The 22,935-nt window shown below is 46.8% G+C and carries 23 protein-coding genes and 1 pseudogene; 17 read left to right on the forward strand and 7 right to left on the reverse strand.

What is annotated here, in order from left to right:
- The first annotated feature begins 7 nt into the window (after positions 1-7).
- Positions 8-1,498: a glutamate synthase subunit beta gene (locus tag ACFS25_RS15790; RefSeq protein WP_381502816.1), complete on the forward strand. Its 1,491-nt coding sequence runs from the start codon at positions 8-10 to the stop codon at positions 1,496-1,498.
- A gap of 212 nt (positions 1,499-1,710) precedes the next feature.
- Here the strand turns inward: ACFS25_RS15790 and ACFS25_RS15795 are convergent, their stop codons facing one another.
- The 3 genes from ACFS25_RS15795 to ACFS25_RS15805 form a co-directional block, all read right to left on the reverse strand.
- On the reverse strand, positions 1,711-2,106 hold the full coding sequence (locus ACFS25_RS15795; protein ID WP_381503093.1) for a VOC family protein: 396 nt from the start codon (positions 2,104-2,106) through the stop codon (positions 1,711-1,713).
- Positions 2,107-2,216: 110 nt separating this feature from the next.
- Positions 2,217-2,819, reverse strand: coding sequence for an NAD(P)H-dependent oxidoreductase (locus ACFS25_RS15800; RefSeq protein WP_381502819.1), 603 nt, complete (start codon positions 2,817-2,819; stop codon positions 2,217-2,219).
- A gap of 183 nt (positions 2,820-3,002) precedes the next feature.
- Positions 3,003-4,124: a trans-sulfuration enzyme family protein gene (locus ACFS25_RS15805; RefSeq protein ID WP_381502822.1), complete on the reverse strand. Its 1,122-nt coding sequence runs from the start codon at positions 4,122-4,124 to the stop codon at positions 3,003-3,005.
- 228 nt (positions 4,125-4,352) lie between these two features.
- Here ACFS25_RS15805 and ACFS25_RS15810 point away from each other — a divergent pair, with 228 nt between their 5' ends.
- The 12 genes from ACFS25_RS15810 (at position 4,353) to ACFS25_RS15865 (ending at position 16,076) form a co-directional block, all read left to right on the forward strand.
- Positions 4,353-5,192, forward strand: a complete 840-nt coding sequence (locus ACFS25_RS15810) for a crotonase/enoyl-CoA hydratase family protein (protein ID WP_381502825.1) — start codon at positions 4,353-4,355, stop codon at positions 5,190-5,192.
- A gap of 115 nt (positions 5,193-5,307) precedes the next feature.
- Positions 5,308-6,192 (forward strand): SDR family oxidoreductase, encoded by an 885-nt coding sequence (locus ACFS25_RS15815; RefSeq protein WP_381502830.1) that lies wholly within the window; start codon positions 5,308-5,310, stop codon positions 6,190-6,192.
- Between the two features lie 135 nt (positions 6,193-6,327).
- Positions 6,328-6,861, forward strand: coding sequence for a DUF4494 domain-containing protein (locus tag ACFS25_RS15820; RefSeq protein WP_381502834.1), 534 nt, complete (start codon positions 6,328-6,330; stop codon positions 6,859-6,861).
- A 120-nt stretch (positions 6,862-6,981) separates the two neighbouring features.
- On the forward strand, positions 6,982-7,428 hold the full coding sequence (locus ACFS25_RS15825; protein WP_381502837.1) for an HYC_CC_PP family protein: 447 nt from the start codon (positions 6,982-6,984) through the stop codon (positions 7,426-7,428).
- A gap of 81 nt (positions 7,429-7,509) precedes the next feature.
- On the forward strand, positions 7,510-9,837 hold the full coding sequence (locus ACFS25_RS15830) for a TonB-dependent receptor (protein ID WP_381502840.1): 2,328 nt from the start codon (positions 7,510-7,512) through the stop codon (positions 9,835-9,837).
- Positions 9,837-10,403, forward strand: coding sequence for an AraC family transcriptional regulator (locus ACFS25_RS15835; protein ID WP_381502842.1), 567 nt, complete (start codon positions 9,837-9,839; stop codon positions 10,401-10,403). The genes ACFS25_RS15830 and ACFS25_RS15835 overlap by 1 nt, the downstream gene beginning before the upstream one ends.
- Before the next feature lie 88 nt (positions 10,404-10,491).
- Positions 10,492-11,628 carry a glycosyltransferase family 61 protein gene (locus tag ACFS25_RS15840; protein ID WP_381502845.1) on the forward strand — a complete coding sequence of 379 codons (1,137 nt, stop codon included), beginning with the start codon at positions 10,492-10,494 and terminating at the stop codon, positions 11,626-11,628.
- A 113-nt stretch (positions 11,629-11,741) separates the two neighbouring features.
- Positions 11,742-12,086, forward strand: a complete 345-nt coding sequence (locus ACFS25_RS15845; protein WP_381503095.1) for a four-helix bundle copper-binding protein — start codon at positions 11,742-11,744, stop codon at positions 12,084-12,086.
- Positions 12,087-12,163: 77 nt separating this feature from the next.
- A complete protein-coding gene (locus ACFS25_RS15850) occupies positions 12,164-13,207 on the forward strand; it encodes a sialidase family protein (protein ID WP_381502848.1) in 1,044 nt (347 codons plus the stop codon).
- A 19-nt stretch (positions 13,208-13,226) separates the two neighbouring features.
- On the forward strand, positions 13,227-14,777 hold the full coding sequence (locus ACFS25_RS15855; RefSeq protein ID WP_381503098.1) for a hypothetical protein: 1,551 nt from the start codon (positions 13,227-13,229) through the stop codon (positions 14,775-14,777).
- A 74-nt stretch (positions 14,778-14,851) separates the two neighbouring features.
- On the forward strand, positions 14,852-15,217 hold the full coding sequence (locus tag ACFS25_RS15860; protein ID WP_381502851.1) for a heavy-metal-associated domain-containing protein: 366 nt from the start codon (positions 14,852-14,854) through the stop codon (positions 15,215-15,217).
- Positions 15,218-15,392: 175 nt separating this feature from the next.
- Positions 15,393-16,076: a carboxylesterase family protein gene (locus ACFS25_RS15865; RefSeq protein ID WP_381502854.1), complete on the forward strand. Its 684-nt coding sequence runs from the start codon at positions 15,393-15,395 to the stop codon at positions 16,074-16,076.
- A gap of 15 nt (positions 16,077-16,091) precedes the next feature.
- On the opposite strand, the gene ACFS25_RS15870 is transcribed toward ACFS25_RS15865, so the two are convergent.
- A complete protein-coding gene (locus ACFS25_RS15870; protein WP_381502857.1) occupies positions 16,092-16,535 on the reverse strand; it encodes a hypothetical protein in 444 nt (147 codons plus the stop codon).
- Between the two features lie 153 nt (positions 16,536-16,688).
- Here ACFS25_RS15870 and kynU point away from each other — a divergent pair, with 153 nt between their 5' ends.
- Complete coding sequence (kynU, locus tag ACFS25_RS15875) at positions 16,689-17,966, forward strand: kynureninase (protein WP_381502859.1); 1,278 nt, start codon at positions 16,689-16,691, stop codon at positions 17,964-17,966.
- 58 nt (positions 17,967-18,024) lie between these two features.
- A complete protein-coding gene (locus ACFS25_RS15880) occupies positions 18,025-18,231 on the forward strand; it encodes a hypothetical protein (RefSeq protein WP_381502862.1) in 207 nt (68 codons plus the stop codon).
- An 84-nt stretch (positions 18,232-18,315) separates the two neighbouring features.
- On the opposite strand, the pseudogene ACFS25_RS15885 reads toward ACFS25_RS15880, so the two are convergent.
- From ACFS25_RS15885 to ACFS25_RS15895, 3 genes and pseudogenes are all read right to left on the reverse strand, one after another.
- Positions 18,316-18,472 (reverse strand): annotated as a pseudogene (locus tag ACFS25_RS15885) (DUF819 family protein); the annotation flags it as partial.
- Position 18,473: 1 nt separating this feature from the next.
- Positions 18,474-18,923, reverse strand: coding sequence for an SLC13 family permease (locus tag ACFS25_RS15890; protein WP_381502865.1), 450 nt, complete (start codon positions 18,921-18,923; stop codon positions 18,474-18,476).
- 130 nt (positions 18,924-19,053) lie between these two features.
- A complete protein-coding gene (locus ACFS25_RS15895; RefSeq protein WP_381502868.1) occupies positions 19,054-19,497 on the reverse strand; it encodes an SLC13 family permease in 444 nt (147 codons plus the stop codon).
- 644 nt (positions 19,498-20,141) lie between these two features.
- On the opposite strand from ACFS25_RS15895, the gene ACFS25_RS15900 reads away from it, so the two are divergent.
- Complete coding sequence (locus tag ACFS25_RS15900) at positions 20,142-21,893, forward strand: alpha-amylase family glycosyl hydrolase (protein ID WP_381502872.1); 1,752 nt, start codon at positions 20,142-20,144, stop codon at positions 21,891-21,893.
- A 148-nt stretch (positions 21,894-22,041) separates the two neighbouring features.
- Positions 22,042-22,905 (forward strand): universal stress protein, encoded by an 864-nt coding sequence (locus ACFS25_RS15905; RefSeq protein WP_381502875.1) that lies wholly within the window; start codon positions 22,042-22,044, stop codon positions 22,903-22,905.
- Positions 22,906-22,935 lie beyond the last annotated feature (30 nt).

Here is a 22,935-nt window from a genome sequence, read left to right on the forward strand (position 1 = left end):
AAATACTATGGGAAAACCTACCGGATTTTTAGAATTTACGCGCGAACTACCCAAAAAGCGCGACCCGCAGCAGCGGATTCATGACTATAAGGAAATTGAAGTCCAGTTTTCGGAGCAGGATTCGCAACGGCAGGCCGCGCGGTGTATGGACTGCGGTACGCCCTTTTGCCATAGCGGTTGCCCTCTAGGCAATATCATTCCCGAGTTTAACGACGCGGTTTATGAACAGAACTGGGCCTATGCTTACGAAATTCTGGCTTCGACCAACAATTTTCCGGAGTTTACCGGTCGTATTTGTCCTGCTCCCTGCGAAGCGTCGTGTGTCTTAGGCATCAACAAACCACCCGTTGCGATTGAATTCATCGAGAAATCAATCGCTGAAGTGGCTTTTGAACACGGCTATATTATCCCTAAACCGCCGAAAGAGCGTACGGGCAAACGGATAGCTGTAGTAGGTTCTGGGCCTGCCGGACTAGCGGCTGCGACTCAGCTGAATAAAGCTGGCCATACCGTAACGGTTTTCGAGCGGGCCGACCAAATCGGTGGTTTACTTCGCTACGGTATTCCCGATTTTAAACTTGAAAAATGGACCATCGACCGCCGTTTAGCTGTCATGGAAGCGGAAGGTATTATATTCCGAACCAGCGTTAATGTTGGCGTCGATCTAAAAGCCAATGATTTACTGGAGCAGTTCGATTTGATTATGCTCACGGGCGGCTCAACTGTCCCGCGTGATCTGCCGATTCCTGGACGTGACCTTAAGGGTATATATCCCGCTATGGAGTTCCTGAGTCAGCAGAACAAGCGCAATGCTAACTTGCCGGTAGAGGTTGATCACCGGGGTGAAAAATATGCTGATGGTGATTTGTGGGCAGCCAACAAAAACGTTGTCGTTATTGGTGGTGGCGATACAGGTTCCGACTGTGTTGGAACATCGAATAGGCATGGAGCTACTAGCGTAACACAAATTGAATTGATGCCGATGCCGCCTAAAGATCGGGCGGAAAATACGCCCTGGCCTAACTGGCCGATGATGCTTCGCACCAGCACATCACACGAGGAAGGTTGTGACCGGCATTGGTCTATCAACACAAAAGAATTCGTTAGTGATGGGAACGGCAATCTGAAAGCTATGCGTATTGTTGATCTGACCTGGAAAAACGAAAACGGTCGCATGCAGATGGTCGAGTTACCCGGTTCGGAGCGTGACATTCCCTGTGAACTGGCCTTATTAGCGGCTGGTTTCTTACACCCACAACATAACGGTTTGTTGGACGATCTTGGCTTAGAATACGACGAGCGGGGCAATGTGAAAGCGACGAATTACCAGACGACTACCAACCCGAACGTATTTTCAGCGGGCGATATGCGCCGGGGGCAATCGCTTGTAGTCTGGGCCATATCGGAAGGCCGGGAAGCCGCCCGTGCTGCTGATTGCTACCTCATGGGCGAAAGCACGCTTGAAGCAAAAGCTGTTTCGATGATCGAGGTAGCGTAAATACAAACGAAGTTCGACCTTACAGGTAGGCTCATTATAAGTGAATAAGTTAAAGCTAAACCCGGCTCAGTTAATCGAAAAGTACTCGATTAACTGAGCCGGGTTTGTTTATGTGGTATCCTACAGATACCACTATTTTACCTGTCAACGCAACCTAACTCCTCTACCTCTATAGCTTACCTCCCCGTTGGAGTCACCAGGTGCCCCTTTTGCTAGCTGGCTTTTGGTTCTATTAAGTCCCACAAATTACCGTATAAGTCCTCAAAGACAGCTACCGTGCCGTATTCTTCTTCGGTCGGCATCTTGGTAAAGTTGATATGATTATCCAGCATTCCGGTATAATCCCGCCAAAAATCATCTGTGTAGAGAAAGAGAAAAACGCGTCCTCCTGCCTGGTTACCCACGCGACTGTGCTGCTCTTCGTTAGCTGCTTTTGCCAGCAATAAGCAACAGTCCGTTGAGCCGGGCGGGGCTATTCTAACCCATCTTTTCGTTTCACTTAAACGAGTATCCTCAATCAGCGTGAAATTAAGCTTTTCAGTATAGAATTTAATAGCGTCGTCGTACTCACCAACGACCAAGGCTATTTGGGCAATTCGCTGTTTCACCATTTATGTTGTTTAAGGGGTTTACTATTTACTCGATTCGAAGTGAGTAAACTAAAAAAGTTCGAAGCCAAAACTTCGAACTTTTTATCATTAATATACCAAACGAGATTTTACTCTTCTCCGACCAACTGCTCAGTACCTATCCACCGCTGCGCCACAGTTAGCGTATAGGCTAAAAAGGCCCGTGCTGTTCGATCATAAACTTCGTGACCAATAAAATGACCATTTTCATCTAAATTCTTATCGGTCTCGTGCGACTCGTACAGCTTTGGCGATACAATCGAGTAACTAGTAGTGAAGCTAATAATCTTGTTGACAACCGTCGTCATGTCTAATGCCGGTTGACGACCACCCCGCCCATTGGAAATACCCACCATCGCAAAAACCTTGTTGTCGAACAGGTGTTTGAAGGCTGGACCGCCCAACTGATGAATTGCGTTAGTCGCTTGTGGAGGAGCTGTCCAGTTATATTCGGGCATGGCAAATAGCACTAAATCAGCGGCTTCCCAGGCACCAATCAACTCTTCCTGAAAGGGCGTCAGGGTATCTTTCTTTACAGAACCCTGACCGACTAATGGAATGTCGTAATTCTCAAAGGTTACCAGCGAAACCTCATGCTGACCCTCTTCGGCTAAAAGGTGCCGGAGGAAGCTGACAAAGCGTAGCGAATTGCTGTTTTCGCGCGATGAGGTAGAAATAAGCGTGATTTTCATTGTGTTCAACTCAGTCAATATGGTTAGGAAACCCCCGTATTTGGTCTTTAGTTTCCAAAAAGAGGACAAAAACAGTAGCAACGTTTTCTGAAATACATTAGCCCCATCCCTCGCACTATTATCATTGATCTGGGTCAATAAAGCTTATTCAATGGTCACGCCAAAAAGTATCATTACTCTACTTTAGTATGTCAGTGCCTGTGCTAGATCGGCAATTAAATCTTCGGCGTGCTCCAGACCAATTGATATACGAAGTAGGTTCTTGGGCGTTATCGAGTTCGGTCCTTCAACGCTGGCCCGGTGTTCAATTAGACTTTCTACCCCTCCAAGGCTGGTGGCCCGTGCAAATAATGTTAACTGGCTAATAAATCTCAATGCCTCGGCTTCTCCACCCTTAACCTGCACGGATAACATGGCCCCTGGCCCGTTCATTTGCTGCTGAATAATAGCCCGGTCAGGGTGATTAGACAAGCCAGGATAGTGTACTTTCTCCACCGCAGGATGGCCATCCAGAAATTCGGCAATAGTCTGTGCTGTAAGACTTTGTGCTCGTACCCGTACCCCGAGCGTTTTGATGCCGCGGCTTACTAACCAGCAATCGAAGGGTGAGGGAACAGCGCCCGACAATCCCTGTAACAGCCGAACGCGCTGCGTAAACTCATCGTCTCGTTTGAACACTAAAGCTCCGCCCAGTACGTCAGAATGGCCGCTAAAGTATTTGGTTGTCGAGTGCATGACTACATCGCAGTTGAAGTCGAGTGGCCGTTGAAGTACAGGAGTCGCCCATGTATTGTCGCATACGCAAATTGCGCCAACTTCGTGGGCTAATCGACTCACGGTCAGCAAATCCGTTATTGTTAGCATTGGATTGGATGGCGTCTCGCACCAGACAACACGGGTATTTTCATGAAGAGACGACTCCACCGCGTCGAGATCACTCATATCTACGCGGGTATACGTCAACCCCCAGGGATGAAATACCTGTTCCAGGAGGGCGGGCGTCCCGTGGTAGGCATCAGTTGACAGCAGCACATGGTCACCGGGTCGCAGAGCCTGAAAAAGCGTCATCGCAGCCGCCTGCCCTGACCCAAACGCCATACCAATGGCCCCGCCTTCAAGTAAAGCAATCGCTTTTTCCAGGGCTTCGCGGGTTGGGTTGTTAGGGCGGGTGTACATATAGTTTGCGGGCAGCTCATTGGCTTCGTTTCGGGCAAACGTAGTTGACAAGTGAATGGGTGGTACCACCGCCCCAGTTAGGGGGTCGGACTGATGGGTAGCTCGGAGGGCGAGGGTATCGAAATGCATAGGAGGTTCGTTAAAGACTAATTTGGTCAGACTCTCAATCAAAACAGCAGGAGTCAAAAGAAAGTTGATGAATAAGTGCTTGCTAAAACCTTCTACTCAAAAAGGAATCGATATAATCAGGATGACTCAAATTAATTACTTATTTCGGCAACTATTTTCTCTATAAGTTACAGAAATAGCATCCTGTCCGCTACTTTTAACAATTCGTATGCAAGCATACTATAGGCCATGAACCAAACGTATCAGTCTTTATCATTCGAGCAGGACAATGGAGTAATGACCGTTTCGCTGCTCGGCCCCGGCAAAGGAAACGCAATGGGACCGGAGTTTTGGGAAGAATTACCCAACGCAATGGACGAAATCAACCGGATGCCCGACACTAGGTGCATCGTTTTCCGGGGTAGTGGCGACCATTTCAGCTACGGCCTTAATCTCCCACAGATGATGCCCCGTTTAGGCAGTATGACCACCGGAACCGTACTGGCGCACCAGCGAGTTGATCTCATGGCGCAGATTCGGCAGATGCAATTGGGTTTCCAGAAGATGCACGAGTCGTCTAAACCAGTCATTGCAGCCATACATGGCTGGTGTATTGGCGGGGGGGTTAATATGATTGCCGCTGCTGACATTCGGCTTTGCTCCCGTGAGGCCAAATTTAGTCTGCGCGAAGCCAAACTTGCCATTACGCCCGACATTGGCGGCCTACAGTTTCTACCGACGATTATCGGGCAGGGCTTCACCCGCGAAATGGCCTTCACCGGGGCTGATTATGATGCAGCTTTTGCCGAACGAATTGGCCTTGTCAATCATGTATATGATACACCCGAACAGCTCTTCGAAGCTGCCGCAACACTGGCCCGCCAGATTGCCGATAACCCCGCTACGGCCGTTCAGGGAGCTAAACGTGTCCTGAATTACAGCCTGAATAAATCTATTGAGGATGGCTTGCAATACGTAGCGGTCTGGAACTCAAGCCAATTGCAATCCAACGATTTTAGCGAAGCCGTGCAGGCTACTATGGAAAAACGCAAAGCAGAGTTTAACAAGAAAACAAATCGAGGATATTGACTTTTTGTAGACAGTATAGTTAGGCTCCGGCGGTCACCGGCAACTAGCTACGCGTTACCAAATAGCTACTGATTATCACCTAAACCAACCAACAGAATACTGTTTTGCTATCTGTATGAATGCAACCGGAATGCTGCGCGACGACGCGCTAAAAGGTAAAACTATTATTGTAACAGGTGGCGGTACCGGACTTGGCAAGTCTATTAGCCGGTATCTACTCCAACTTGGGGCTAACGTCACCATTTGCAGTCGCCGACAGGCTGTATTGGATGCAACGGCTACAGAATTGATGGAGGAGACAAACGGTCAGGTTCTGGCCGTAGCCTGCGACGTTCGTAATCCACTGGAAATTGAACATGTAATTGCCCAGACGCTTGAGCGATTTGGTCAACTTAACGGTTTACTAAATAACTCAGCCGGGAACTTCATCAGCCCTACCGAGCGGCTGTCGTATAAAGCGTTCGACACGATTGTGGACATCGTTTTACGAGGCACTTATTACTTCACACTGGCAGCGGGCAAGTACTGGATTGAGAATAAAATTCCCGGTACGGTACTGAATATTTCGACCACCTACGCCACAACTGGTTCGGGCTACGTAGTGCCCTCGGCAGTGGCTAAGGGTGGTGCGCTTATTATGACTAAATCACTGGCAGCTGAGTGGGGGAAATATGGTATCCGGCTTAACGCCATTGCACCCGGTCCGTTCCCAACAAAAGGTGCCTGGGACCGGCTCTTTCCCGAACCGTTGGCGAGTATGATGGATCCAACAAGCCGGATTCCGCTCCACCGTGTGGGCGAACATGGTGAATTAGCCAATCTGGCGGCCTTTTTGCTATCCGACTATTCCAGTTATATCACCGGCGAAAGCATTACTATTGATGGGGGCGAAGTGCTGATGGCGGGTGAATTTAGCCATCTGGAAAACGTAACTACCGACCAATGGGATACGATTGGACAGACTATCAGGCTGGCAAATAGCGCGAGTAAGAAGGAATGAAATCAATGATAAATCATGAATGATGAATGATGTTTCAGTAGCTTTTTATTCATCATTTATCACTCATAATTTATTATTATTTACGCACCTTTGCGCCCTCATTTTTGTTCTATTTTTGTACTAAAACTCGTTAAAATGCCTAACTGGTTTCTTGGGAAAATCCGCTATCAGCAGCCTATCGACGACTCGAATGTCGGCACCCGGAATGAAGAATTTATCAAGCAAAAAACGGTAACGGAAGCCTATTTAGTGGATGCCGTTAGCTACACCGATGCCGAAGCTCGTCTGTATCAGGAAATCGCTGCTAACACACCCGATTTTGAGATTACGAACATTTCGCGTATGCAATTAGCCGATGTATTTTACAACGAAGACAGTCAGGGTGGATTAGCAGGTGAAACGTGGTTCAAAGTAAAGGCGATGTTCATTACTGACGATGAAAAAACGGGTAAGCAGAAGAAAACGCCGAGTATGATGCTCGTTAACGCCGAGACTCCTAAAGAAGCTTATGAGCGTGTAGAGGTTAGCCTGAAAACAGCCCTTGACCCGTTTGAAATCACGGATGTTAATACAACGAAGATTCTGGATATATTCCCCTTCAACGAAGAAGCGCAACGAAACTTGCGCCCCCTCAGCGAGGTGCTGAGCCCCGAACCGGAAACTGTCTAACGATACTCTTGCCCTTTGAATGCCATCCTTTTATAGAATGGCATTCTTATTTTACATAATTCCGGCCTTTAACTCAACAATACTTGCGCCGAATTTTTTTGATTCGGATATTTGTCCCCTATGAAACGCTCTCTGTTCCAATTGTTCAACCTGTTAATGACCTGCGTTGTGCTGCTAAGCAGTACCGGCTTTGGTTTGGTGGAACACTCGTGCCAGATGCGCGGCAAGAAAAAAACAATGGTTGTTGCCTTCAGTGAGGTGAAACCACAGGGTTGTGCGAGTAGTAGACTGCCTATGTCACAGCAACAAACGGTTTTTAAAAAGACCGACTGCTGTCAGGACGACCAGCGCTACGAGAATGTCGATATATCGTCGTCGCTGAGTCAGTTCGTTGCCAAGCTTGTCAAATCTGTAACCGAAGCGTTTGTAACAGGTGTTATGACCGTGATGGTATGGCTTATCGACGTAATTTTTGCCGAACGCGTATCATCTGTTTCGGCCTTTTCATCTCCCCCCTCGCTTTCCGGGCGCGACATCTTAACGCTCGTTCATAGCCTTCTTATTTGATACGTTGATTGATTTTAGCTAGCCGGTGATCGAACACGACACGGGTTTTGTCTACGTTCATTTTTATCAATCAACGAACTCATGCGATTTATTTTTTTATGGAGTAGTCTGCTTGTCAGCGGGCTATGGTCAGGCCAGTTTGCTATGGCAACTCCTACACTGATACAATCCGATTCAACTATTGTCGGAAAACCAATAATAGTTCGGGGCAACGTTGGCGAAACTGTTAGCGGCAAGCGCGTGCCGTTAGCGGGTGCTACGGTATTATGGGCGGGTACGGCCCAGGGTACCGTCACGGATTCGACAGGACGCTTTCAACTACCGGCCCACTCTACCCAAAACCAACTGATAATTAGTTATGTTGGCTATCAACCCGATACACTAACAGTCGCTACACCATCAGCAGAATTAATTGTACTACTTCGGCCCGACCGTACCTTACAAGAGGTGACAGTGTCGGGTGCGCCGGGTCAGATTGACCGGATTAATCCCATCCAGACCGAATTTATTAACCAGCGCACACTGGCAAAAGCGGCTTGCTGTAACCTGTCTGAAAGCTTTGAAACTAATGCCTCAGTGAGTGTGTCGTATAGTGATGCCGTTACCGGCGCGAAGCAGATTCAGTTTCTGGGGTTGGGTGGGCAGTATGTTCAGACGAACGTCGAGAACATCCCAACCGTACGCGGGCTAGCCACGACCTTCGGACTAAATTATATCCCCGGCACCTGGATTACGAGCATTGATGTTGGGAAAGGCGCAGGGTCGGTTGTAAACGGCTACGAATCCATGAGCGGCCAGATGAACATTGAACTTCAGAAACCCGATGATAAGCAAAAACTTTTCCTAAACGCGTATGTCAATAGTTTTGGCCGTTTGGAGGGTAATATTAACTGGTCGAAATCGCTGGATGCAAAAAAGACTGGTCAAGCCCAAACGAGTTTACCTGATCCAAAATGGAGCGTGGGCGTTCTGGGTCATGTAAGTACGCTGCGCACTGAAATTGACCAAAATAATGATGGCTTTCGTGACCTTCCACTCTATACACAAGTCAATGTTATAAATCGTTATAAATATAGTTCGGATCGGTTTATGGCACAGTTTGGGGTAAAAGCTCTTTACGAAGACCGCGATGGAGGGCAGTTAGCAAGATTTGGGGAATCGCGTTATCAGTTCGGGAACACGACAAAACGTCTGGAATTTTTCTCGAAAACGGCAAAACTGTACCCCGATAAGCCCTACAAGGGATTGGGCCTGATTTTGAATGGTCTCCACCATGAGCAAACAGCCAACTTTGGGTATCGGCCTTATTCGGGACAGCAGCGGACCTTCTATGCTAACCTGATTTACCAGTCTATACTTGGTAATACCAACCATGCCTATAAAGCGGGAATCAGCTACCTGCTGGATGATTATCGGGAACAGTTAGGGGCGCTGCAAACAAGCCGTACAGAGTCGGTGCCGGGTGTTTTTGCTGAATACACCTACACGTATCCCGAAAAATTGACACTGGTGCTGGGTGGGCGATTTGACTATCACAATTTGTTTGGCCCGCAATGGACGCCACGGGCGCACCTCAAATATAACCTTAGTCAGACCCTTGCGCTACGGGCTTCAGCCGGACGCGGTTTTCGGGTGCCGAACCCTTTTGCGGAGAACTTCGGTTACCTGGTTAGCTCAAGAGCTGTATTTCTTGACGGCTCGGCGTCTGGTCAGATTTTACGTCCCGAAATATCCTGGAATTATGGGTTAAGCCTGACCAAAGATTTTGACCTATTGGGTAAAAAAGCGTCGCTTGTCATGGATTATCACCGGACTACTTTTCAAAACCAACTCATTGTTGATGTTGAACATCCGGGTGAGTTGCATTTCTACAATCTGGCGGGTGGTCGGTCATTTGCCAACAGCTTTCAGGCTGAATTGAATGTGCAACCTGCCAAACGATTTGAGCTAAAGGCGGCTTATCGACTGTTCGATGTGCAGCAGAGCATGGGCGGGCCATTTGGCGAGGAGCGATTATTGCCTAAAATGATGGTTAGCCGCGACCGGGTTTTGCTCAATGCGGGGTATGCCCTACCCTTCGACAAATGGAAATTTGATGCGACACTGCAATGGAACGGTCCCCGTCGGATTCCGTACCTGCGTGAGGGATACGTTCATTCCAGCTACCAAAATATGCCAACTGAATTTTCGCCGGGATTTTATAATCTCAACGCACAGGTAAGCCGGGCGTTTCGATCAGGTTGGGAAATTTATTTGGGGGGCGAAAACTTAACTGGCTTTCGGCAGCTAAACCCAATCGTGGCGGCCAATGATCCTTTTGGGCCACGTTTCGATGCGGGATCGCAGGTATGGGGCCCAATTACGGGTCGTATGGTATACATGGGATTCCGTTTTAAACCAGTAAACTGATGACACTACTCATCCGAAATATGGTGTGCGATCGCTGCAAGCGCGTTGTACGCGAAGAACTCGAAAAACTGGGTCTGACGGTTAGTCGGGTTGAGTTGGGCGAGGTTGATATTGATTCGCTACCCCCAACGGTTACGCTCGACGATGTCCGGCACATGTTGCAGATCAACGGGTTCGATTTAATTGACGACAAAAAACAGTCATTGGTAGAACATATAAAAGTGTTGCTTATTAATGAAATCCAACATCTGAAAGCGGAACGACTCGCGACTGAGAATTATTCTACGTTTCTGGAGCGGAAATTAGGCTATGAATACTCATATTTGAGTGGGTTATTTTCGGCTAGCGAAGGGCAAACGCTGGAAAAGTACATTATCGCTCTCAAAATCGAAAAAGTAAAAGAGTGGCTGCGTTACGACGAACTGACGCTTAGCGAAATTGCGTGGCGGTTAAGTTACAGTAGCGTGCAGCATCTCTCCAACCAATTTCGTCAGGTAATGGGCCAAACACCGGGGCAGTTCAGGAAATCAACGCAGGTAGAACGGCGGAATCTCGACGCGATTTAATGTAGTCAAAGGCTCCCTGCAGCGTAGCGAAAGCTTCAGTTATCACAGGAAACTGAATTAATTCAACCTTTATTAAATCACGTAGCCAGTGCAGACTTTTTTTACGGTTATTAAGGATGTTCTCAGAAAACTGATTCAGCTACTTCTGAAACAGTTTGGTGTCAATTTATTGACTAAAGAGCAAACGGAAGATTATCTGGAGCCCTACTTAATGAAGAGCAGCCCGAAGACCCATCGTGTGATGCCCAACGTCCAAAATCACGCTAATTCGGCAAGGCTTATTTTCAGACCAACGGGCGCGGTAACTCATCAAAGCAATGTCTGGAATTATGTTCCTAACACAACCAATATTAAGCAGTTGCCATATGGGGGAATCCTGGTCGACACGAAGGTTCTTTGCACAGACTTTGAGAGTCATCATGTAGTAAAAAATTTCCTGACAGCAGGAAAGCGAACCGTTTCCGAACACCATATAGTCATTGCTCCCTGGTCTCATTATTTAGATGGCATTTCCTTCGGTGGATATTATGACTTTGTCATTCTTGTCGCAGCAAAACTATGTCGAATCAGAGAGTCGTTGCCAGAAGATGTTTTTTCCGAGGCTGTTTTGTCTTATCCGCTCTTTAAAACGGCCTACGAGCAAGAGTATCTGGCGTTAATTGGCTTTGAGCAAAACCGTATTTTTGATAGCCGCCTTCATGAGATTCGCTTTAATCGGTGCATACTTGGCAACAGTGGTCACTGGTTTTATCCAAACCCGGCTGATATTATGGCCCTAAAAAAGCTGGTAGAAAAGGTGTTGAAACCTCAACGAACTGAATTTAACCGGATTTACATAAGCCGGGCGGGCCGTCGCCGGGTAGCGAATGAAGCCAATCTGATTACCCTGCTGGAGAAATACAACTTCATAATTATTGAGGATAAACCCAGATCAGTTGCGGAGCAGGTGACAATCTACAAAAATGCGTCATTTATTATGGGGCCGCATGGGGCTTCGTTTACCAATATTATTTGGTGTGAACCGGGGACTCATCTCTTTGAGCTTTTCTCGTCAACTATGGTTATTGACCATTTTCGGTATTTATCTCAGGCAATGGACATGACCTATTCAGCTTACTGTCACGACATTAAGATGGGAAATAGTCGGTACGCCTTAGAAGAAGACATTTTTGTCTCCATCGCTGATCTTGAGAAGAGTCTTAACGAACTGTTTGAGCACGCCTGAGCTTCTGGCACGGGCTTATGTAAACATCACCCGGAATTATATAAAAACTCTATCAGGAATAGGTAGTTATTTTGTCAGACCAACGGTGGTCTTCTAAACGACTTAATCCTGTTATGGAAACGATGCAACGCACCCACACAGATACCTGTTTTGACTGCGCCGAAGCCTGCGAACGTTGTGCAACAGCCTGCCTGGAAATGCATGATAGCGACAGCAAAGGCCACGATATGACGGCCTGCATTAAACTCTGCCGCGACTGTGCAGATATATGTACCCTTTGCGGAATACTCAGCGCCCGTGGATCGCAATTTATGGCATCTTTTATGCAAGTCTGTGCCGAAGCTTGTGAAGCCTGTGCAACCGAGTGCGAAAAACACGCTGGTCACCACGCCCATTGCAAAGCTTGCGCTGAAGCTTGTCGTAAATGCGCCGAAGAATGCCGGTCAATGGCTGCTTAGTCGCTTACAAAAATGGCCGAAAAAGCCGCACGTAGTTTTTTCGGCCATTCTTATTTTCGGGTGACCTCCCAACAAACATGATTCATACCATCCTTAGTTTTTTACTTTTAATCAATTGGCTGGTTGTGCCAGAACCAACTGGAATTAAACAGGTTGGCAAAGGGATGCATCCGTCAGTGAGCACTGACCCAACTGGAATAGCGCACATCGTTTACGGACATAGCGAAGTCCTCTATTATACGACTTCCGGTACGGGTGAACAGTTTGAGCCGTCGGTTCGGGTGGATAGCCTGCCGGGGTTGCATCTTGGAGCCTCACGCGGACCACAAATTGCAGCTACGAATCAGTCTGTAGTTATTACGGCTCTTGATAAGGCGGGCAATGTGTGGGCATATACGCTTATCCGGGCTACAGGCCAGTGGCAAAAACGGGTGCGGGTAAATGACATAGCCGATATCGCAAAAGAAGGCTTTGTGGCATTAGTGGCTACGCCTGATAATAGCTATACGGCTGTTTGGCTTGATCTGCGCGGAGACAAACAAAACAAACTAGTAGGGAGCCATTCGACTGATGGCGGGCGAACATGGTCAGCCAACAAGGTACTGTATCAGTCGCCGGATGGCACAATTTGCGAGTGTTGTCAGGTTTCGGCAGTAAGTCAGGGAAAGCACGTTGCGCTTATGTTTCGCAATTTTCTGAATGGCTCACGTGATATGTACCTGCTAACATCGGTTGATGGAGGATATACATTCGGGAAAGCGGAGAAAATGGGTGAAGGGACCTGGAAACTACGTGCTTGTCCAATGGATGGCGGTGGTTTGTATATGAGTCCCGATGGGGGAATAGGGACCGTTTGGCGACGGGCCGACAAACTGTATACAGCCCGACCCGGACAGCCAGAAATTGAACTGGCAACCGGTAAAAATGCAAAGATTGTCACAACTCGAACGGGTAATTACGTCGTCTTTCAACAAGCCGGAGAGCTTTGGGTTAGTACACCCAATCAGCCGCAACCAACGGCTATTGGTCCGGGAGCCTACGCTAAACTGACGCGGTTAGCCAACGACCGGATACTGTGCCTATGGGATCAGGATGGCATTGTTCAGGCGAAGATTATTTAATTGAACCAGCGCCAACATGATGAAGAAATTTCTTTTCATACTCTCGCTGAGTATGCTGGCGGGTATGGCCTCGGCGCAGCATCACGAAGGCATGAAAATGCCCGGCCAGAACTCACCTAGCAAAGAGAAATCGGCTAGCAAGCCGAAAGCGGATACCACCAAACCGATGGATCATTCGATGCACGGTATGGACATGAGCAAGCCCAAAGGTGAGTCTACCACGCCAGCCAAAGCACACCCTTCTAACCAGTCGGGCATGAAAATGGATGGAGCAAGGGGCGACATGAAAATGCTGAACTACGGAATGACGATGGACACCTCCATGCCGGGTATGACGCATTCTCTATCGCGTAATCTACCCATGAACCGCAATGGCTCCGGTACGTCCTGGCATCCTGATAACACGCCCATGTATGCCTATATGAGCCAGCCAACGCCAAAAGGTTGGAACTACATGGTACACTACGCTATTTATCTGCGCTATACGAGTCAGAACAGCAATAATCCTACTGGTCGCGGTCGTGGGCAGCAATTGGGCGCACCAAACTGGTTTATGGGCATGGCGCAGCGCAAAGTTGGCCAACATGGCCTGTTTCAGGTGCGGGCTATGCTCTCGCTCGATCCGTTAACAGTGGGCAATGGCGGGTATCCGTTATTATTCCAAACGGGCGAAACCTACAAAGGTAAGCCCTTGATTGACAGGCAGCACCCGCACGATCTTGTGTCGGAATTGTCGGTTAGTTATAGTCATGCGTTCAGCAAAGACATTGATTTGTTTGGGTACGTTGGGTACCCCGGCGAACCGGCACTTGGGCCTCCTGCGTTTATGCACCGGATTTCGTCATTCAACAACCCCGATGCACCGCTGAGTCACCACTGGCAGGATGCTACCCATATTTTGTTTGGCGTAGCCACGGCAGGATTTCGGTACAAATGGGCTAAACTGGAAGCCTCAACCTTTAAAGGGCGTGAACCCGATGAAAACCGTTACAACTTTGACAAACCTAAATTTGATAGTTACTCATACCGCCTGTCGGTGAATCCATCACCGTCGCTGGCGCTGCAGTTTTCGCAGGGATTCCTGAATAGTCCCGAAGAAGCCCATCCTGAAGAGAATATCACGCGGACAACGGCATCTATTTTGCATAGTAAAGGGTTAGGACCGAGTCGGTACGTAACATCGGCGTTTGTTTGGGGACGCAACAGCCATCATGGGTCAGGTGAGAGTTCGTATTTAGCGGAAAGCAGTCTCCAGATGGATAAAGTCGCTTTCTACGGACGCTATGAAAACGTCAGAAAATCAGCCGAGGAATTAGGACTCTCTTTCTTTGACGGCGTTCCCGGTGACGGTACGTTTTCGATCAATAATCTAACCCTTGGTATGAATTACCGAATTGTACAGCAACACAATTCCGATCTGGTAGTAGGAACCCAACTAACGGCCAGTAAACCCGATCGTTTTTTACAAGTACTCTACGGGAACATGCCGATTTCCGGTGAGATTTACCTCCGTCTGACACCCAGCCTGATGACCATGCGCAACATGAATCATTCCGGCCATAATCAATAACTTCTGGCCGGACATTACCGGGCACCATTTTAATCAAGTTTTCGTTATTAAATCACTATAAACCAAGCTAAACCATGTTGCGTAACCTATTTCTAACCGCCCTGACCTCGCTGATGCTTATGGGCAACTCCTTTGCCAATTCGCCAACCCGTGATGACAAGGACAAAGAAGTAAAGATTAAGACATCGGCCATCTGCGGCATGTGTAAAGCCCGTATCGAACGGAATCTGGCCTTTGAGAAAGGTGTGAAAGAATCTGATTTAGACGTAAAAACAAAAGTCATCACCATTAAATACAATCCGGCGAAGACCGACTTGGCTAAACTGAAAGCCAATATCAGTAAAACTGGTTATGATGCTGAAGAAGTTGTAGCCGACGAAGCCGGATATAACAAGCTCCCAAGTTGCTGCAAGAAAGGTAGCGGCATGGACCATCAGTAAAAAAATACTCTCAATGCAAAGGGCCTGAACTCATCTGAGTTCAGGCCCTTTGCATTGAGAGTATTTGAGTTTTGTGCTATTCGTTAGCTTGCGTAAACGTGTTTGATAAAAATAAGTCCAAATAGAATCGATTGCTGAACGAAGATGATAACCTTTGCCGGAAAATAATTGACTAATGCGCCCGATTACCGTCTGCTGTTTTGTGTTACTATTCATACAAGCCAGTACGTTTGCTCAAGTCAAGGTCAAAAGCAAAGAGAGATACAATTATCTGCTTTACTTACCCAAAGGCTATGCCGATAAAAAGACCTCGTATCCACTGGTTATTTATTTGCATGGTGGGTCGCAACGAGGCCAAGATTTGACCAAATTAAAAACGTATGGACTGCCTTATCTTGTCGAAAAAGGTCGTGAGTTCAACTTCATCATTGCGTCGCCACAATGCCCCGAGGGTAAATTTTGGTCAACTGATAACTGGTTTGATTCGCTTTATACCAGTCTAATAACGACATACCGAGTCGACCCCAAACGGGTTTATTTGACGGGCATCAGTATGGGTGGATATGGTGCCTGGCAAACGGCTGTAGCGTATCCAGATAAATTTGCGGCTGTTGTTCCTTTGTGTGGCGGTTGTGATGATTCCACTCAAATCTGCCGGATTAAGCATATTCCTGTTTGGACATTTCACGGTACGGCTGACGATGTCGTCTCGATTTCGGAAACCGAGCGGTTAGTGAAACGGTTAGAGGCATGTAAGGGACAGATAAAATTTACCCGATTAGAAAAAGAAGGCCATGCAATTCAGTATCTGTACGAAGACCAAGCCATTTATGATTGGCTACTAAATCAGCACCGGTAATGGCTTAATAGCCAACTACCTCACTCTGTAAGATGGTGATACATCGCTCATTGCCTTAGTCCAAATCGCAGAGATTCGGCTATCTAGCGTGCGGCTATACAAAGGCTGAAAAATTTGGTTTCTTGTATTGGCAACAAGGCGATCCACTACATAGTCAACCCAAGCCCCATTATAGCTAGTTACCAGGTAAAACTCTTTGTCGTAAGACCGCCATATTCTATTGCTGCCATCAGCATATCCCCAAATATCTTTTTTTAAGACGAGTATTTTTTCATGGTTGCTGAAATGAACAACAATATATTTACTGAGCGCCCCCCGCGATTCGATCAATTTAATTGGGGATGTTGTGTCTGGGGCATTTGCTATGTCTTTACTTTGATATAATAAGCGCCATTGGGCCTGTACACCTTGACTGAAAGAGAAGCCAATTACGAAAAGAAATAAACGAAATATGTGCATGATAGACGCTGTAATGAGTTGTTTGTTAACTACTTTTCAAACTCAAGATTCCAGTAATCGAAAGAAAAACTTACTTCTCTTTAGTCGTGCAGAGTGCTAAACAAAATAACATCAATTGGTAGTTTATTTACCGAACGTGTCTATCACAGACCAATGACCTACGAAAACTCTCTAGCTTTTGCTCAACAACTTGATCAGGCTGACCCGCTTCGGCCTTTCCGGGATCGTTTTTACATTCCTCAGCGTAATGACCATGACCTGATTTATCTCTGTGGAAACTCACTTGGCTTGCAACCTAAAACCGCACGGGTAGCTCTGGAGCAGGAACTAAACACGTGGCAAAATCTGGGTGTTGAAGGCTGGTTTGACCAATCAGACAATCCACAGTCTGGTGAGGCTGAACAGCCCTGGTTACGTTACCATGCTACTTGCAAAGATGCATTGGCGCAAATTGTTGGTGCTGAGTTGTCTGAGGTTTGTCCGATGAATGCGCTGACGGTTAACCTCCATTTGCTTCTGTCGTCGTTCTATCGACCAACGGATAAGAAATACAAAATTCTGACCATCAAGGGGGACTTCCCATCGGATCAGTATGCACTCGAAACCCATATAAAGCAGTATGGTTTCAATCCTGCGGATGCACTTATTGAAATTGCCGCGCGGCCTGACGATGGCCTAATTCACACGACTGATATTCAGAAAGCCATTACCGAACATGCCGATTCGCTGGCTGTGATCTGGATGAGCGGGTTAAATTACTATACGGGGCAAGTGTATAACATGGCAGCTATTGCCGAAACCGCCAGAAAACATTGTGTTTCTGTTGGATTCGATTTGGCTCATGCTATTGGAAACATACCACTACGCCTGCACGATTGGGGCGTTGATTTTGCCACTTGGTGCTCTTACAAATATCTCAATGGCGGTCCCGGTGCGGTGTCAGGTATATTTGTTCATGAGAAACATCATAACCAAAATCTGCACAGATTAGCGGGTTGGTGGGGCTATCGCGAAGACAAACGGTTCGAGATGACACCCGGTTTTCTGCCTGCACCCGGTGCCGACGGCTGGCAGGTTAGTACGCCCAATATTCTGGCACTGTCTCTGCACAGAGTGGCAATTTCCATTACAGCCGAAGCGGGCATGGTTGCTCTCCGGCAAAAGAGTGAACACCTAACGGGGTTTCTCGAATATATGTTGGCGCCTTTCGATGACATCCAACTCCTAACACCCGACGATCCGAATCAGCGTGGTTGCCAGTTGTCGCTTTTAGTACGCAAAAACGGCAAGACTTTATTCAACTACTTGACGGAACAGGGAATTATTGGCGACTGGCGTGAACCCGACTGTATTCGACTGGCCCCGAACCCATTATACAATACATTTGAGGACGTTTGGCGGGTTGGAGAAGTAATAAGGCGTTTTAAATAGAAAGGAAAGCCATAGAATCATAGCATTGACTCCTTCTAAATTGTGTTGACCACATAACTTGGCTATATTAAGCAAACATGTTGCTGAAACCCAAGAATTTATAGATTTAGCGAAAGCAACAATAGACAAAGATAGTAATCGCTCTGCGGCTGTTGCTGGCCTGGATAGATCAGAGAAAATATCAAAAATGATGGAAATTTTTGATACAGATGCGGATTATCCCAAGGAGTACCAAACTTTCGTGAACGGTTTCTCTGAACGCTAAATAGGCAGTTTCCGGCCTCTTCCCTCCCACTCTGCCATCGTTCAGAAAAACGTCCGAATGTTTTCGAAACGAGACTTGATTCGTTTACCGAAATAACTCCGCCACTAATATTCCAAGATAGGTTCCTGCCCAGCGAACCGACCAGCACGGCTGGTAGCTGTAAATCAGGTCGGTTGAGGCTTCTGGCTAAAGCCAGGGCAGAGGTAGCCCCACCGACATTTGCCTGCGAAGCAATGCCCAGCTTAGCAGGGCCAGACCACTAATTCGGCGAAGGTACCAGCCAAATCCCAACCGTTCCATACCCATAACCGCCACACCAGCCGCTGAACCAGTAACCAGTAAACTGCCACCCGTTCCGCACAATAGGCTAAGAATTCCCATAGTTTGGCGTCGGGTGGGAATGTGTTCAGATCATACATGCCTACGACAGCTGCCACAATGGGTACATTGTCGACAACGGCAGAAGCTATTCCAATAATCAGGACAATCAAATCGATATTAGCAATGGTTTGATTTAGCGAAACAGCAACGTTCTTCAACATGTCCGTTGCTTCCAGGGCGCTCACCGCCAGTAGAATTCCCAGGAAAAACAAAATACTTGGAATATCAACTTTGCTCAGGACATAAGCTGCCGTGTAATACTTTCGGTCTTGCTCATCTTTATCCGCATGGATAATTTCCGAGATCCCCAAACTACGCCCAAAGCCAACATCATCGCCATATTGGGTGGTAAATGAGTGATTGTCTTTATAATTGGCACCATCAAAATAGCACTTAAGCCATCGGCAAACATAATCCGTCGATCACGCCGATGCTGGGGCGTCACGTAGGGGCGACTAACCCCCGTTTGCCCGTTAGTTCCTCGACCTCTGCTGGAGGTTGAATCGAAAAAGTCAACCAGATCAGGGGAACCAGTAACAAGACCAAGCTTGGGAGAAACAATTGCTCAATTATGTTCGCAGTCGTAATCTGATCGCCAATCCAGAGCATGGTTGTGGTAACATCGCCAATGGGCGACCAGGCGCCCCCGGCGTTAGCCGAAATGATAGTCATCCCCGCCATCAACCAGGGTTGATCTGGGTTACGGATCAGTTTTCGCGTAACAGACACCATCACAATTGCGCAGGCCAGATTGTCTAATAAGGCCGATAAAGTAAACGTCACCATCCCAATAAGCCACAACAGAATTTTGGGATTTCGGGTAGCAATACGGTCGGTGATACTAGTGAATCCATCGTGAATGTCGATTAGCTCCACAATGGTCATCGCCCCCAGTAAGAAAAAAGGTTTTGGGCTATTTCGCTAAGATGATGCCCTAATTGTTCTAAAACGGGCTCCATTTCCTGAACAGAAAGAATGTAAATCGCCCAGCAAATAAAGCCGGTGATTAGAGCCATGGCGGTTTTATTAAAACGAATGGGGTGCTCAAGGGTGATCAATAAAAACCAGGATAATTAATGTCATGTGTGAATGATGAAAGCGAAGAGATCAAAAAAAAAGCCATAACTCTACTGTGTAGCAGTTAATGAGCCAGGTTCAGGGTAGCTAAAGTAAGTACCAGGGATTTATTTGCCGATCGAAAGCTACTATTCTAAGGACTTTCTAATATTTACTTAAGCCCATTCTAAGTAGGCCCGGCGTACTTTGGTTAATGTCAATTGTCAACTGCGCGACTCAGGCAATATGATAACTCGTCTTACAGGATCGTTCATTACGCTCATATTAATAGCCCTGGTGCTATCTGTTTCTCAAGTATGGAAGATTGACAAAATGGTCCGAAAAAGGATTGACATCCGGGAATATCTATTGCATTAGCAACCAGACCAAGGAATGCCAACTACTCCACAAGACCGTTTGCAAGGGCTGTTAAACTAGCCCTTATCTGCTTATCGAAACTACTTATGAACCTTATGAAGAGTCAACTCAATATTAACAGACGAACACTTGGCATTACATTTCCAACTGAATATCAAGCTCATGTGGTTCTATGGGCTCCTCTCGCCAAACAAGTAGTTGTAGTTATCAATGACCAGACCATGAATTTCCCGTTAACGAATGATAATTCGGGGTACTGGCATTTGGAAACCGATCAAATCAAACCCGGCGATACCTATGCCTTTGTACTTGACGGCCAGAAGGAGTGTGCCGATCCGGTATCGTTGGCTCAACCTCAGGGAGTGTATGGCCCATCTCAAGCCGTCGATACAAATACATTTTATTGGGAAGACTCATGCTGGATTAACCATCCCCTTGATGAATATATCATTTACGAACTCGATATTCACACCTTTATGCCCGAAGGCACCCTGAATGCGATTGTCGGCAAACTAGGTTACTTGAAAAAGTTAGGTGTAAATGCCATCGCAATCAGGCCCGTTTCACCGTTTCCTGATTCAAAAAACCAATCGTATAAAGAATCATTTTCTTATGCGGTGCAAGCCTCTTACGGAAGTCCTTACCAGTTGCAGCATCTTATCAATGCCTGTCATTATGAGGGTATCGCAGTCATTCTGGATATAGTTCCCAACCCCATTGTTCAGCCAGCAACTGGTAACCGGGACTTCGGAACGTATTTACCCCGAAAACAAGTCACCAATCAGGATAAACCAACACAATTAAATGAGAGCCAGCGGGAAGCATACCAGCGTTACTTTATTGAAAATGCCCTGATGTGGTTTCGTGATTTTCATGCCGACTCGCTTCGTCTGGACGCGGTTCATTCGCTAAGTGAATTCGGGAGTGTGCTGCAGGAAATCCGGGAACATACGAATAAATTGACAGCCCTAACCGGTCGTCAGTATTATCTGCTTGTTGAACAAGATTTGGCCGAAATTCCCTTGTATAGTCCAACTAGTCAGCAAGTTGACCATGTTCAGTCAGCGACGGCCGACGATGACTGTAGCAGCTACTACCTCACAGATAAGACTGGTGGACACCAGACAAAAACCTACCGAGAGGATTATGCATACGACTCCCAGTTTTCATCAGTTCTTCAGGAATTGTTTGAACGACAGGCGAAAGCCATCCCTGATGCGCCCTTACTTATGGTATCACAAAACTATAAGCAGACGTATAATGACCTATTGCCTGACGAAGCTGAACAGGTCATTAGCCTTGAATTACTGAAGTTGACGGCTGGCTCTATTATGGTTAGCCCCTACATTCCTACCATATTCATGGGCGAAGAGTGGGGTGCAACAAATCCCTTTTCAAATTCAATTCAAACCAGTCAATTTTCGCGTGTTCAGGCAACGAATAAAGTGGCCCTTTTAACCGATAGCAAGCCGCTACCCTGGGAACTGCTGGATCAGGTTCCCAATAAAACCCTCTACCACTATTATCAGGCGCTTACAATACTGCGTCGAGAGCAGCCTGCATTGCACCATCTGAACCCGAGGCAGGTAGAAATCAATCACCGGAAAGACCAGCAAACAATGATACTACACCGATGGTGTAAGGACAATCACGTACTATGCCTGATGAATTTCTCAAAAGAAGATCAACCTATTACGCTGCCTTCTCTGGGTAAAGACTGGCAAAAATTACTCGATTCAGCAGACCCCCTTTGGAGCGGTCCCGGCGTTTCCCTCGACTTTCTGTCGGATGCCGATACACTAATTCTACAACCGGAGTCAATTGTGGTTTACAAAGCACAATCGTAGTTAATAAGACTGATTTCTCCCCTTAATCATTTTATTGATGAGCTTTCTAATCGAATTCTAAGCTAGTATAAAGCAGTTGTTAATTATTGTGTTGGAGCTTGGATTCAGTACCTAAATACGTTCCGTTTCGTACTAAATCCTCATAACTATGCTAACCACCAACCTGAACAATATACTGGTTCCCATTGATTACAGTGATACGTCAATCAATGCCCTCGATACAGCTATTGCTATAGCAAAGCGCCAGCAGGCTCAGCTTCTGCTATTACACGTTGTTACTATAAATGGGATCATAATACCCACAGGATCAGCCATGCTGGATGCAGCCCTTATCGATCACGTAGCATCCGATCAGCATAACCTGGACATCCTTGGTGAAAAAATAATAACTGAACACGCTATTGATTGCCAGACCCTAGTCGTTTTAGGAGCAATATGCCCGGCCATTGTCGAACAAGCCAGCAAATTACAGGCAGATTTAATCATAATGGGTTCACACGGAGCCTCAGGCTTGCGTGAATTTTTTATTGGCTCCAATGCCTACGCTGTCCTAAAACACGCACCTTGCCCTGTATTGACGGTGCCTCCTTATCGAAAATGGGAAAACTTCAAAAAAATTCTTTTCCCAGTCAGGCCTATTGCCGATGCCCTCTCAAAATATGATTTAGCCAGAAAAATTATTCAACATAATAACGCTGAGCTAATTGTAATGGGCTTACTCGAAAATAAGAGTAAGTATAGCTTTGACGAGCTACATGAGGACGTAACAAGACTCGTTAAAGTCCTAGACGAAGATGAGGTGAACGTACAGACACAATTTTATTATTGTGATTCACTGGCCCAAAAAATAATTGAGAAGACTCAGGCACAAAATGTTGATCTGGTTATTATTACGGCTACGCTCGACTATAAAATTCAGGATTTCTTTGTGGGGCCATTTGCTGAACAGGTTGTCAATCATGCCAAAGTGCCTGTCTTATACATTAGACCTTCTCCCCAACTGGCCAATTAAAACCAGCCTGAACGTCAACTACATTTTACC

The organism is Spirosoma flavum (genome assembly GCF_042686045.1).
Lineage (GTDB): Bacteria > Bacteroidota > Bacteroidia > Cytophagales > Spirosomataceae > Spirosoma > Spirosoma flavum.